Origin of the sequence: Salinimicrobium tongyeongense, from assembly GCF_026109735.1 — a bacterium.
Taxonomy (GTDB): Bacteria; Bacteroidota; Bacteroidia; order Flavobacteriales; family Flavobacteriaceae; genus Salinimicrobium; species Salinimicrobium tongyeongense.
Genome location: NZ_CP069620.1, coordinates 3205365 through 3219650, shown reverse-complemented (window position 1 = coordinate 3219650; position 14286 = coordinate 3205365). Strand labels below are relative to the sequence as shown.

10 protein-coding genes and 1 CRISPR repeat array (1 of these 11 cut by a window edge) are annotated in these 14286 nt (G+C 39.6%); of the genes, 4 read left to right on the top strand and 6 right to left on the bottom strand.

What is annotated here, in order from left to right; genetic code table 11:
- Positions 1-15 precede the first annotated feature (15 nt).
- Positions 16-390 carry a DNA topoisomerase IV gene (locus tag JRG66_RS14280; RefSeq protein ID WP_265163438.1) on the top strand — a complete coding sequence of 125 codons (375 nt, stop codon included), beginning with the start codon at positions 16-18 and terminating at the stop codon, positions 388-390.
- An 85-nt stretch (positions 391-475) separates the two neighbouring features.
- Here JRG66_RS14280 and mscL read toward each other — a convergent pair whose 3' ends face one another.
- From mscL to JRG66_RS14250, 6 genes are all read right to left on the bottom strand, one after another.
- Positions 476-925, bottom strand: a complete 450-nt coding sequence (mscL, locus tag JRG66_RS14275; RefSeq protein ID WP_265163437.1) for a large conductance mechanosensitive channel protein MscL — start codon at positions 923-925, stop codon at positions 476-478.
- Positions 925-3606: a DNA gyrase/topoisomerase IV subunit A gene (locus JRG66_RS14270; RefSeq protein WP_265163436.1), complete on the bottom strand. Its 2682-nt coding sequence runs from the start codon at positions 3604-3606 to the stop codon at positions 925-927. Before JRG66_RS14270 ends, mscL begins: the two co-directional genes overlap by 1 nt.
- Positions 3607-4089: a hypothetical protein gene (locus JRG66_RS14265; RefSeq protein ID WP_265163435.1), complete on the bottom strand. Its 483-nt coding sequence runs from the start codon at positions 4087-4089 to the stop codon at positions 3607-3609. It lies immediately after the preceding gene.
- A 1-nt stretch (position 4090) separates the two neighbouring features.
- The gene (locus JRG66_RS14260; RefSeq protein ID WP_265163434.1) at positions 4091-5944 is read right to left on the bottom strand and encodes a DNA topoisomerase IV subunit B; all 1854 of its coding nucleotides are present in this window, start codon (positions 5942-5944) and stop codon (positions 4091-4093) included.
- 323 nt (positions 5945-6267) lie between these two features.
- The gene (gene ychF / locus JRG66_RS14255; RefSeq protein ID WP_265163433.1) at positions 6268-7362 is read right to left on the bottom strand and encodes a redox-regulated ATPase YchF; all 1095 of its coding nucleotides are present in this window, start codon (positions 7360-7362) and stop codon (positions 6268-6270) included.
- Positions 7363-7539: 177 nt separating this feature from the next.
- Complete coding sequence (locus JRG66_RS14250; RefSeq protein ID WP_265163432.1) at positions 7540-8274, bottom strand: class I SAM-dependent methyltransferase; 735 nt, start codon at positions 8272-8274, stop codon at positions 7540-7542.
- 240 nt (positions 8275-8514) lie between these two features.
- Between JRG66_RS14250 and cas9 the strand changes: the two genes are divergently transcribed.
- The 3 genes from cas9 to cas2 all read left to right on the top strand — a co-directional run bounded on the left by cas9 (position 8515) and on the right by cas2 (position 13999).
- Complete coding sequence (gene cas9, locus JRG66_RS14245) at positions 8515-12678, top strand: type II CRISPR RNA-guided endonuclease Cas9 (RefSeq protein WP_265163431.1); 4164 nt, start codon at positions 8515-8517, stop codon at positions 12676-12678.
- Between the two features lie 3 nt (positions 12679-12681).
- Positions 12682-13578 (top strand): type II CRISPR-associated endonuclease Cas1, encoded by an 897-nt coding sequence (cas1, locus tag JRG66_RS14240; protein WP_265163430.1) that lies wholly within the window; start codon positions 12682-12684, stop codon positions 13576-13578.
- Between the two features lie 76 nt (positions 13579-13654).
- A complete protein-coding gene (gene cas2 / locus JRG66_RS14235) occupies positions 13655-13999 on the top strand; it encodes a CRISPR-associated endonuclease Cas2 (RefSeq protein ID WP_265163429.1) in 345 nt (114 codons plus the stop codon).
- Positions 14000-14117: 118 nt separating this feature from the next.
- A CRISPR array of direct repeats spans positions 14118-14286; the repeat unit is 46 nt; unit sequence CCTGTGAATCCTAAGTAAAAATACAATTCTGAAAGCAATTCACAAC; it runs 2915 nt beyond the window's last position.

The following is a 14286-nucleotide window of genomic DNA, read 5'->3' as shown; positions in this document are numbered from 1 at the left end:
TTTTAAATTTGCAGCATGAGAAATATTCTGCCTGCCCTGCTTCTTCTTTTCTGCCTTAGCTCCTGTTATCAGGCAGAACGCGACTGTGAGGATTTTAAGACCGGTACATTTGAATTTGAATCTTATCTGGAAGGCGAACTTGTAAAAACACGCTTCGTTCGAAATGACAGCATAGAAATTGATTACTTCAGGGGAAAGGCCGACACTTCTTCCATCCGCTGGATCAACGACTGTGAGTATATCCTCTCCAACCTGAACCCGAAGAACAGGGCCGAAGAAAAGCCCATTCACATGAAGATCCTTACCACCAAAGGAAATACCTATACTTTTGAATACGGGCTTGTAGGAGAAACACGGAAGCAGCGGGGCACAGTTGTAAAGGTAGAGTGAGAAGAGTCTTTTGTCTGTAGTCGCTAGACATTAGACGTTAGACATTAGATATTAGAATTAGACGTTATTCCTTATTCCTTAGACCTTAATCCTTCTTTCTGAGTAGTTCATTTTGTTCCTGCAGCAATTTGTTCAGGCTGGTGAGCAGCTCGATATCTTTAGGAGTGGCCACGGTCTTATCTTTAGGGTCTTCTGCTTTTCTTCTAAACCTGTTCATTAATTTCACCACCAGGAATACAGTAAAACCAATGACAAGGAAATCTATAAAAACCTCGATGAGCAACCCATAACCCACAGCTACTTCTTCAATCCCTTCTGCCCCTTCCACACCAGGGACCGCCTCTCTAAGCACGTATTTTCGATCGGCATACTGTATCCTCCCCGTTAGAAGGCTCAATGGCGGCATAATGATTTGCTTAACCAGCACATCTACCACGCGATTAAAAGCGGTACCAATAATGATACCCACTGCCATGTCGATCATGTTGCCCTTTACGGCAAACTCTTTAAATTCTTTAAATAATCCCACAGCCATTATTCGTCAAAAAGTCTTATTTGAGTTTCATCTGAATTATGATTTTCTTTGTGAAGCTTGGTTTCAGAAAAATCCGGCGCCTTTTTTTGGCCTTCCACATGCTCTTCGCCCTGCACTTCCATGTCTTCGGGAGCGGTTTCTTCAGGCTCAATATAAGGCTTCGGATCCAACAGATTCACCTGTTTTACTTTTTCTGAAGTCAGCTGATTTCCAAGGGCTTTAATGCCTTTTATCGCAATGAATTCTTCAAGCTCAATGAGGTCGTTTGGTTTCTGGTCTTTTCCTCTTATTTTGGAGTAAATAACTTCTACTACAGGAAGATAATCTGTAGACACAATTTCCAGGTAAGACTTGGGATGATCTCCAATGAAGTTCTCTTCTTTCTCTTCATTTTCAATGATGAACCTTTTCACGTAGAATTTTTCCTTTTCCCCTTCCCAATAGATCGCGGATACCGGCTTTTTTGGAGACCATTTTTCAAGCACAATGATGTCTTCATCAAATCTTGTAGTAAGCTCGGGTTTAATGGTTTTGGCCACCCCGTTTTGAGTAATGATCAAAAGCCTGTCTTCACCTTTGAACTCCCCGAGAAGATCACCTCTCTCATCTACGTTAAGTCTTCTTACGGTATCGTCAAACCAGATTCTTCTTGGCTTGAGTGTCGACACCCCTTCCTCTTTAAGTTCAATTTTTTTAACGGGATATTTAGTAACTATATTCCCTTTTACTGCCCGGCCTTTAATAGCCATATCGGCGAAATCTACATCAAATTTCAGTTTTTTGATACTTCCCACCTGTCTTAGGTACACCATCACCACTTCGGCCTCCCCGTTTGGATTGGCAGAGAAATACAATACTTCAGAAGCTTTTTTGCCCTGGGTAAGATCGTATTCCCTATCGCGGGTCACCGAGGTCACCGCAAACCTCTTTATATAGGAAGCACCACCTTTACCGTCTTTGTAGATCATGTTATAGATGGTGCGACGGTCTTTCTTTTTAAAGATCGCTACGTGAATGATGTCTTTTCCGATAAATGTTTTGGCATCTACCCGGGTGACTATCATTTTACCTTCCGCAGTAAAGCAAATAACATCATCTATATCTGAACAGTCGGTCACGTACTCATCTTTTTTAAGAGCCGTACCCACAAAACCCTCTTTGCGGTTTACAAAGAGTTTTGTGTTGCGAATCACTACTTTTGTAGCTTCTATATCGTCAAAAAGGCGTAATTCGGTCTTTCTTTCCTTACCGGCGCCGTAGTCTTTTTTAAGTCGGTTGAAGTAGGCAATGGCGTAATCTACAAGATGATCAAGGTGATGTTTTATCTGCGCGATCTCCCCTTCTAAAGCCTCGATTTTTTGCTGTGCTTTTTCCAGGTCAAATTTCGAGATCCGCTTGATGCGTATTTCTGTAAGTCGCACAATATCTTCTTCGGTCACTGCACGCTTCAGGTGAGCTATGTGCGGCTTGAGTCCTTCATCTATTGCCCTAATCACTCCTTCCCAGGTCTCTTCCTCTTCAATATCGCGATAGATCCGTTTTTCAATGAAGATCCTTTCCAAAGATGCAAAATGCCATTGCTCCTGAAATTCGTCCAGCTTCACTTCCAGGTCTTGCTTCAGAAGAGAAAGCGTATGATCTGTAGATCTTCTGAGAATCTCCGAAACCCCCAGAAAAGCAGGTTTGTTTTCAATGATGATGCAGCTCAAAGGCGAAATAGAAACCTCACAGTTGGTAAAAGCATACAGGGCATCTATGGTCTTGTCGGGTGACATTCCCGGCGGTAAATGGATGAGGATCTCTACTTCACTTGAAGTATTGTCTTCAATTTTTTTTATCTTGATCTTTCCTTTATCATTTGCCTTCAGGATAGAATCAATTAAAGTAGAAGTATTGGTGCTAAAAGGTATTTCTTTTATTACCAGGGTGTGCTTGTCGAGTTGAGATATCTTTGCACGCACTCTCACACGGCCGCCTCTCATCCCGTCGTTGTAGTTGGTCACATCGGCAATTCCACCTGTGGCAAAATCCGGGAAGAGTTTAAATTTCTTCCCCTGCAGGTGTTTTATACTGGCATCAATAAGTTCAATGAAATTATGGGGCAGAATCCTGGTGCTGAGCCCTACCGCAATACCTTCGGCTCCCTGTGCGAGCAACAAAGGGAACATCACCGGCAAATTTACCGGTTCCTTCTTTCTTCCGTCATAAGACAGCTGCCACTCGGTGATCTTGGGATTATAAACTACATCAAGTGCGAACTTTGAAAGCCTTGCCTCAATATACCTCGCTGCAGCGGCCCCGTCTCCCGTGAGTATGTTCCCCCAGTTCCCCTGGGTATCGATCAACAGGTCTTTTTGCCCTACCTGTACCATTGCATCCCCTATACTGGCATCGCCATGAGGATGGTACTGCATGGTGTGTCCCACAATGTTGGCAACTTTGTTGTAGCGGCCGTCATCTAGATCTTTCATGGAATGCATGATGCGGCGCTGCACAGGCTTAAAGCCGTCTTCAAGGGCAGGTACAGCCCTTTCAAGTATTACATAAGAGGCATAGTCAAGGAACCAGTCTTTGTACATCCCGGTTACTTTGGTAAGCACCTCGTTGTTCTCTGTATTGTTCAGCTCTTCGTTTTGCTCGAATTGTTCGTCCTGATGATCGTTGTGATTCTCGTTCTCCATTTAAGCCCTCGCTTTATTTTTCTCCAGAATTTTGGCAAGTGACATCTCTAAAGCTTTTATTTTCTTGCCTGTCAAAAAGGTGATATTGTACTTATAATGCCTGTACCCCCTACTGTTCCTTGAATGAATGTAGATGTGCAGGCGCTTGTAAAAAAAATAATTCTCTATTTTAAAATTCTTCAGTTTTGACTTTGGCACTTCGGTCCTTTGTTCACGATAATGCATAAATTGTGATACCAGAACCCCATTGCTCTTAAAATTTATGGTTTCGCCATCGCTGTCAAATTCAAAGGTTTTTCCGACTATAAATATGTAAATCGCCACCAGAATAGCAATCCCATTGGGAATTAAACTGCTGTAGTTGAAGGGAACATCATCATATTTAATTTCAACAGATGCAAACGCATTAGTGATAAAAACCGCCACTACAATAATATAAATTGAAGGGATAATACCGGTTTCTTTCCTGTTGTTGAACTTCATTCTATTCGTTGATAAGATCGAGTTCCACCTTTAGGTTATCAATAATAAACTCCTGCCTGTCGGGCGTATTTTTTCCCATGTAAAAACTCAGAATCTCCTCAATGCTCATATCTTTATCGAGCATCACGGGATCAAGCCGAATATTGTCACCAATAAAATGCTTAAACTCATCGGGAGAAATTTCACCAAGCCCCTTAAATCGGGTGATCTCAGGTTTTCCCGAAAGTTTTGCAATAGCATCTTTTCTCTCCTGTTCGCTGTAACAATAAATGGTCTCTTTTTTATTTCTTACCCGAAAGAGGGGCGTTTGCAGAATATACAAATGATTTTCTTTGATCAATTCGGGAAAGAACTGTAAAAAGAAAGTGATAAGCAATAACCTGATGTGCATTCCGTCAACATCGGCATCGGTAGCGATCACGATGTTGTTATACCGAAGGTCTTCCATAGACTCTTCAATATTCAATGCCGCCTGAAGCAGGTTGAACTCTTCGTTCTCGTATACAATCTTTTTACTAAGGCCGTAGCTGTTAAGGGGCTTTCCTTTTAAACTGAAAACCGCCTGCGTATTCACATCCCTGGATTTTGTAATAGAACCACTCGCCGAATCCCCCTCGGTAATAAACAGGGTACTTTCAAGATAACGTTCTTTCTTGCTGTCTCCAAGATGTATACGGCAGTCGCGTAATTTTTTGTTGTGCAGGCTGGCTTTTTTTGCCCTGTCTTTTGCCAGTTTTCTAATACCCGAAAGCTCCTTGCGCTCACGTTCTGCCTGCAGGATCTTTCGCTGCAGCAAATCGGCTGTTTCAGGATTTTTATGCAGGTAGTTGTCCAGCTGGGTCTTTACAAAATCATTGATGTAGGTTCTCACGGTAGGAAGGTCTCCGCCCATATCTGTAGAACCCAGTTTGGTTTTGGTCTGGCTCTCAAAGACCGGCTCCATCACCTTTATACTAATGGCCGAAACCACAGACTTTCTAACATCACTGGCCTCAAAGTTCTTTCCGTAGAATTCACGAAGGGTTTTTACCACCGCTTCTCTGAATGCAGCAAGGTGTGTTCCTCCCTGCGAAGTGTGCTGCCCGTTTACAAACGAATGATATTCCTCGCTATATTGGGTTTTGCTGTGGGTGATCGCAACTTCAATATCATTCCCCTTCAAATGAATGATGGGGTAAAGACGATCTTCTTCATTTATACTATCGGCCAAAAGATCGGCCAGTCCGTTTTCTGAATAAAATTTCTCGCCGTTAAAAACTAGCGTCAACCCCGGATTGAGGTAAACGTAGTTCTTCAGCATTTTTTCAATATACTCAGAGCGGAACTTATAGTTCTTAAAAATGAGCTCATCGGGCGTAAAGGAAACTTTGGTTCCCCGCCTTCTGGAAGTTTCATCGAGCTCTTCTTCGTTAACCAGGTTTCCCTTTTCAAATTCAGCCGACTTTGAGCGGCCATCGCGGGTAGACTCCACCCTAAAGCTGCTGGAAAGCGCATTTACTGCCTTTGTACCAACCCCGTTGAGCCCTACCGATTTCTTGAAGGCACGGGTATCATACTTTCCGCCCGTGTTCATTTTTGAAACCACGTCCACAACTTTTCCCAACGGAATCCCACGGCCGTAATCCCTAACGATGACCCTTTGGTTCTGCACAGAAATTTCTATGGTTTTTCCTGCACCCATTACAAATTCATCGATACAGTTATCTATAACTTCCTTTAACAGAATATAGATCCCGTCATCTGCACTGGAACCATCCCCGAGTTTTCCAATATACATCCCGGGTCGCATACGAATGTGCTCTTTCCAGTCGAGCGAACGTATATTATCTTCGGTATATTTAGTTTCTTCGATCATAGCTGTTTCCTGCGGTTTCGTGGCTAATATAAGCTTTCCCCAAAAAAGTTGAAACCTTCGGGGGACAAAATAATTAACAATTGTTTCACAAATGTTGGTTCGAGGTTCAAAGTTTAAAGTTCAAGGTTCTGGGGATTTAAAATTCAGGATTAATTTCCGCTTTAAATCCTGTCAAAAATGTCATTTCTGAAAGGTATTTTCTGAAAAGGTCTTTCTCTCCATAAAAGATCTCCTCTACCAAAAAGACCTCGCAGGTTTCAAAAACCTGCGAGGTCTAAAATTTATAAAAGTCTCAGATCTCAGATCTTATATCTCAAATCTAACTACACATTGAACCTGAAATGCATCACATCCCCGTCTTTTACAATGTATTCCTTCCCTTCTACCCGCATCTTCCCGGCTTCTTTAACTTTTGCTTCGCTGCCGTAGCTCACATAGTCATCATACGCAATAACTTCAGCACGAATAAAGCCTTTTTCAAAGTCGGTATGAATTACTCCCGCGGCCTGTGGTGCGGTAGCTCCAATGGGAATGGTCCAGGCCCTTACCTCTTTTACACCGGCAGTGAAATAAGTCTGCAAATTTAAAAGACTATAAGCCCCACGGATTAGTTTGGCCGATCCCGGTTCGTCAAGCCCAATATCCTGTAAGAACATCTGGCGTTCTTCGTAATCTTCGAGTTCGGTAATATCGGCTTCTGTACCCACGGCAAGCACCAGCACTTCGGCACCTTCGCCTTTTACGGCCTCTTTTACCTTGTCTACATATTCATTCCCCGAAACAGCATCGCTTTCATTTACGTTGCACACATACATCACCGGTTTATCGGTAATGAACTGCAAAGGCTTAATGAATTCGGTCCTTTCTTCTTCCGTAAGATCAATGGCGCGAACAGAATTCCCTGCTTCAAGCCCGTTTTTCACTTTTAGCAAAGCCGCCTCTTCCTTTTGAGCATCTTTATTTCCGGTCTTGGCGGCGCGTTTTACTTTTTCCAGTTTCTTTTCGGCCGTTTCAAGATCTTTAAGCTGAAGCTCCATGTCTATGGTTTCCTTGTCTCTCACAGGATTGATATTGCCATCTACATGCACAATATTGTCATTTTCAAAACATCTTAAAACGTGCAGAATAGCATCGGTCTCACGAATATTTCCTAGGAACTGGTTTCCCAATCCTTCCCCCTTGCTGGCTCCTTTTACAAGACCTGCAATATCAACAATCTCAACCGTGGCCGGGATCACCCGCTCAGGGTTCACCAGGGATTCAAGCTTCTCCAGGCGCCTGTCTGGCACATTCACCACCCCAATATTTGGCTCAATGGTACAAAAAGGGAAATTCGCGCTCTGGGCTTTGGCATTTGAGAGGCAATTGAATAAAGTTGATTTTCCTACGTTGGGTAGTCCTACAATTCCGGCTTTCATATAATATTGTTTGATGCTCTTTTGGCGGGTGCAAATATAGGTATATGAAATGGAATTTTAAGCCGCTGAAATGCTTCTGTTATCTTCGGAAAATTTCCACGGAAAATACTTCTTTAAAATGGCATTTTTGGCAGCCCGTTTCCGTAAATGATGTAAATGAAAATTTCTTCGGAAGGTTTAATCTGAATTCCGTCCCACCCGAAGCAGTATTGGAAATTCCACTTCCCCCACTTCGCCAAAACCTTCCCGAAGTTGCGCTCTCACCAGCTCCACCGGATTCTGCTTATGCTCCTTTTCATAAGCCTTAACGGCCGACCAGGTGTTGAGATAGCCAATTAAGCGCTCAAAACTCCATTTTTGCTTCATTTTTATCTCCGGCACTTCAATTTCCTGAAACGGAAACGGTATCGTGCGATAGTTTTCTTCCAGGAAACGCCTTTCGGGTGCCCAGAAAGAGCCAATGATGTTATTGTAAAACTGCCGGATGATCTCATCTGTTTCGGCATTGCTCCTGAAGAGGGCGTATCCAAAAATGCCAATTACCGCATCCTTTTTCAGCACCCGTTTTACTTCGGCATTGAACTTTTCAAAATCAAACCAGTGCACAGCCTGCCCCACCGTCACCAGATCAAAGTGCGCATCGGGAAAAATAGTATTTTCTGCAGCTTGTTTGGTGTAGTGGATATTTTCCTTCTGCACTGCCTGCGACAATTGGCTGATACTAATATCTGTGGCATAGACCTGCTCAAAAAAAGTGGCCAGCTCCCCCGCCACCTGCCCATTGCCCGTACCGCAATCCCAGGCACGGTTCCTTTCGCGGCAAAGCTTCCGAAGAAAGTTGTAGAGTTCTGCAGGATAGCCGGGACGGTACCGGGAATAATCTTTTGAATGGGAAGAAAAAAGGTCTTTCATAAGCTCACGAAGAAATAATTATAGGAATATTAAGAAAATTTTAGTAAATATGTAGCATCTTCAACACCTTCCCTACTGTTTTTTGAAGATCGGAATAAGACTAAAAAAGAAAAGCGACCCGCTAAGGCCGCCTTGGATAATAAAAAAATCCCACGGTGTACGCAGGATTAAGAAAAATCTTCGGCTTATAGCCTTGTTGTGAATTGTCTTTCAGACTGCTAATATAATTATTATATCAAAATGAGCAAAACTTTAGGAATAGATTTAGGTACAAATTCAATTGGTCTTACCTTAAGAGAAGATGAAATTTTTTCTTGGTATGGAGTATATACTTTTAAAAAAGGTGTTGGTGAAGGAAAAACAGGAGAGTTTTCTTTTGCAGCTGAGAGAACAAAACATCGTTCTTCCCGAAGATTATATAATTCCCGAAGATATCGTAAATGGGAGACTTTAAAAGTTTTGTGTGAAAATGATTATTGTCCCTTAGATATTGAAAAGTTGAACAAGTGGAAAAATTATATAAAGGGAATTGGTCGAGTTTTTCCTGTGGAAGATAAAGCTTTCCAACAATGGATCAAACTGGATTTTGATGGTACTGGCACTCCAGATTTTTCAAGTCCTTACCAATTAAGAAGATCCTTAATTACTGAGAAATTGGATTTATCAGTCCAAGAAAACCGATACAAAGTGGGCAGAGCTTTATATCATATATCTCAAAGACGAGGTTTTAAAAGTAGCAGAAAACAAGGTGCAAATGAAAAAACCGCAGTTTATAAAGGGAGTAGTGAAACTAAAACAATTGGGCGGAATGAATATGAAAACTTGATTATTGAAAACGGGAGTTTGGGTGCTGCTTTTGCTTATTTAGAGGATAAAGGGATTCGAGTTAGAAACCGATATACACTTAGATCAGACTATAGAAAAGAGGTTAAGATAATATTAGATTTTCAAGAAATTAAGGACAACGATTTCAGGGATAAATTACTCCTTGAAACTTCAAATGGCTCAATCTTCTATCAACGTCCGCTACGTTCACAAAAAGGCTTGATTGGCAAATGTACACTTGAACCCAATAAACCACGATGTCCTGTAAGCCATCCAAAGTTCGAAGAATACCGAGCATGGTCATTTATCAATAACATCAAATATCGAACAGATAAAGATGCTCCTTTTGAACCAATTCCGTTGGAATTAAAAGAAAAATTGTATCAGGAAAAATTTTTCTTTAAGAGTAAAAGGGAATTTGATTTTTTTGAAATCAGAAAATTTATACAAGCCAATGGTGGAAATAATTGGGAATTGAACTACAGCAAGAAAATGGATAAGGTGTCTGTTTCAAGTTGCTTTGTTTCAGCAAGATTAAAATCAGTCTTTGGTGAAGATTGGAAAAATTTTGAGAAATCAGTTGTTAGAGGGAATAGAAAAGGAGAGAACAGTACAAAAAAATATACGATAGATGATATCTGGCATATCCTGTTTTCATTTGAGGATGAAGAATATTTTGAAGAGTTTTTAATTGACGTACTCGAATTGGAAGAAAATCAAATAAAAGAACTAATAACACTCTTTAATAATTTCCCTATCGGTTATGCCAACTTGAGCTTAAAAGCCATGAACAACATTTTGCCTTTTTTACGGGAAGGAATGATTTATTCTGAAGCGGTGATTTTGGCAAAGATTCCAGAGATAGTCGGAAATGAAGTTTTTGAAGCAGAGAAAGAAATTATTTCTAAGGCTATTAAAGATGAGATAAAAGAAAACAGGTATCAGAAGAAAATCATCACTATAGTAAATAATTTGGTTTTCAAATATTATGCTTTGGATTATCACGATAGATTTGCAGTTGGAGATCCATCTTACAAGTTGGATGATTCGGATATAAAGGATATAGAAACAGCTGCAAAAGAGCATTTTGGAGAGAAAACCTGGGCTAAATTAAATGAGGATTATAGGCACCAAACCTTATGTGAAGTGACTGAAAAGTATCAAGAATTTTTCGCTTCCTTAAAACGAGAGCATTTTAAATCACCTCATTTAGTTAATCAGATAAAACAGTTTTTGGATGATAATTTTGATGTAGGTGAAAAGTTGTTGGAAAAAATTTATCATCCGTCCCAGATCGATATATACCCTAAAAAAGAAGGGCAACAATTCTTGTTAAGTCCCAAAACGGCAGCTTTTAAAAACCCGATGGCATACAAAACACTTTATAAATTGCGGGATGTCATAAATTATCTGATTGAAATCGGAAAAATTGATGAAGAGACGAGATTAGTGGTAGAAATTGCTAGAGAAGCTAAGAATAATTTAGACTATACTAACAAACGGTGGGCAATTAATAAATATCAACGTGACCGAGAGGTAGAAAATAGGGAATTTGCCAACGCCATTTCTGAATTAATAAAAGACCCTGACTTTTCTGGAGTTGCCAATCCGCAAAGCGCTACAGATACAAGCAAGTTCAGATTATGGGCAGAGCAACTGGAAAATTATGAAGACGTTGTCAAGTTAGTAAATACGACTAAAGCTGATGTACAAAAATATAGGCTTTGGAAAGAACAAAACTGTCTTTGCATCTACACGGGTAAAATAATTAAACTGACGGATTTGTTCAATTCTAATAAAGTGGATTTTGAACACACCATTCCAAGAAGTAAATCTTTTGATAATTCCTTAGCCAATTTAACAGTTTGTTATGCGGATTACAACCGAAGTATCAAGAAAAATCAGATGCCAACGGAATTGCCTAACTATGAAATTGAATCTCACGGTTATTCCGCAATAAAACCAAGATTGGAAGCTTGGGAAAAGAAAGTAAATGATTTTTACAATCAAATTAATTTTTGGAAAGTCAAGTCTAAAAAAGCAATGGACAAGAATGAAAAGGATTATGCAATCCGCCAACGCCATTTAAGACAAATGGATTATGATTATTGGAAAAATAAATTGGACAGATTTACCCGTACTGAAGTTCCGAAAGGTTTTGTAAATAGCCAATTAGTAGATACCCAAATTATTACCAAGTATGCTACCCATTATTTAAAAACAGTATTTAATAAGGTAGATGTAATAAAAGGAAGCCAAACTGCCCAATTCAGAAAAATCTTTAGTGTTCAACCTAAGGAGGAAGCAAAAGACAGGGGAAAGCATTACCATCACGCTATTGATGCTGCAGTTTTGACCTTAATTCCTTCAGCAAGAAAGAGGGAAGAAATATTAAAAAATGCATATGAATTTGAGGAAGAAAACAGAGGGAAGCAATATCACGAGAAACCTTTTGCAGGATTTAGTTATTCAATGATTGAAGAAATCCAGAAAAACATTCTTATTAACAACCTTGTTGATAGAGACCAAACTTTAACCCCAGGGATAAAAAAGGTAAGAAAACGAGGGAAAATAGATTGGTTAAGGGATAAAAATGGAGAATTATTACTGGATGAAAAAGGAAATAAAATTCAAAAAATAGCACAGGGAGATTCCATAAGAGGGGAATTACATCAGCAAACTTATTATGGAAAAATAAAAATTGCAGCTAAAGATGATAAGGGTAGTCTACAAAGAGATGAAAATGGCAACATAGTTTACAATCAAGTTGATGGAAAAGATGAGATGTGGATGGTCCTCAGAAAACCCATTGATAATGTCAATTTTAAGAATGATGTTATTGTAGATGCACATTTGGCAGAACATTTAAAAAAACAATTATCTGAAGGTATTAAACAAAATGAATTGAAAGATTTTCAAGGAAATACACTCCGTCATCTAAGATGTAGAGTAAAAGCAGCACGAGGTTATATGAATCCAGAAAATGCCACAATTGTTAAAGAACAAGTTTATAAATCTTCTAAAGAATACAAAAACTACATTTTTGCTGATACAGGTGATAACTATATGTTTGGTCTTTATGAAAATGAAAATGGGCGAAAAATAGTATCTATTAATTCATTTGAAGCAGCACGATTTTCTTTAAATCAAAATAAAGATTCCAAGAGAGATGTTTTTAAGTATAAGGAACCTGTTTTAATAGGTAGAGGTAAAAAGGCAAAAGAAGGGGAACTTATACATATCTTTTTACCAGGGCAAAAGATTTTATTCTTTTTTGAAAATAGAGATGAATTAAAAGATTTAGATAGGGAAGGTTTGAGCAAAAGACTTTATTATATCAAAAGGTTTCACCAAGCGGAAAGAGGTAATATTATTTTTCAACATCATTTGGAGGCGAGAACTGATGATGAATTGTCTAAAGAATATGGAACTCTAGGAAAAAATGGATTTTCAATTGGAAAGTTGACAGACTCTTTTTCTCCACCTAGAATTTTGTTTACACCGAACAGCGATTTATTTACTATAGAAGGTAAAGACTTTGAAATGAACTTAGACGGTTCAATTAATTGGAATTATTAATTAATGATAAAACGCACCCTCTTTTTTTCAAATCCCGCTTATCTCAGTACTAAAAATGAGCAGCTGGTAATTTCCTTTCCAGAAGGGGACAAGGAGGAAAAGCGGGTGCCTATAGAAGATATTGGAATTTTGGTTTTAGAAAATCCACAGATTACCCTTACCAACGGATTAATTACAAAGTTAATCCAGAACAAAGCTGCAGTGGTAAATTGTGATAAGCAGCATCTCCCCTGCTCCATTTTACAGCCTCTGGTGGGCCATACAGAGCAAACAGAACGGTTTACGAACCAATTAAATGCCAGTCTGCCATTAAAGAAAAATCTTTGGCAGCAAACGGTAAGCGCAAAAATAAGCAACCAGGCAAACCATCTTTTCAGGCGTGGAAAAAACCATAAAAAACTTGCACGTTGGGCAACAGAAGTTAAAAGCGGTGATACCGAAAATCACGAAGCCATTGCCGCGGCTTTTTACTGGCAAAACATTTTTGATGTTAAAGGATTTAGCCGATACCAAAAAGGCATTCCTCCCAATAACCTGCTTAATTATGGCTACGCCATTCTGCGTGCCCTAACAGCCAGAGCTTTAATTGGCAGTGGGATGCTTCCAGGCGTGGGGATTTTTCACCGAAACAAATACAATGCATTCTGCCTGGCCGATGATATTATGGAACCTTATCGCATATATGTAGATGAACTGGTATACAAAATTGTGGAAAGCGGGGAAAAATTGGACGAGCTGAATACTTGTTTGAAGGCTGAGCTTTTAAAAATACCGGCTATAGATGTCGTAATTGATGATAAGGTGAGTCCGCTCATGGTAGCTATGAGCCGTACTACCAATTCGCTGCAGGAATGTTTTGCAGGCCTGAGCCGGAAAATATTATATCCGGTTTATGAATAGATCTCGACTCCGCTCGTTCTGACAATTGTCAGGCTGCAATAGAATTAGGCCGAGTATTTTTTTATTAGTCCTGAATATGAAAGACCGTTTTTCACGTTTAAACCAATACAGAAGTATGTGGGTACTTGTATTTTTTGACCTGCCAACGGAAACCCGGACCGAAAGAAAAGCCGCAACACGTTTTCGTAAAAACCTTTTAGATGATGGGTTTGGAATGTTCCAATTCTCTATTTATACCCGCTTTTGCCCAAGTCGTGAAAATGCTGAAGTTCATATAAAACGTACAAAAAATGCACTTCCAAAAAAAGGAAAGGTCGGAATCATGCAGGTGACCGACAAACAATTTGGAATGATAGAACTCTTCCATGGCCAAAAAGAAACGGAAACAGAACAACCCGTCCAGCAACTGGAACTTTTTTAACAGTTATACAAATAAAAATTTCAGGTCGAGCGTAGTTGGGATATCAGTTTCTGCCTTCATTTTTTAATTCTAATATTACACTTAAGATTCAGAATACCAGCTAATTAAAGCAGGTATCCCTGTGAATCCTAAGTAAAAATACAATTCTGAAAGCAATTCACAACCGCTCCATGCATCCATAACCTACGTAGTAACCTGTGAATCCTAAGTAAAAATACAATTCTGAAAGCAATTCACAACAATGCCATTGATAAAGATCTTCCATCTCACCTGTGAATCCTAAGTAA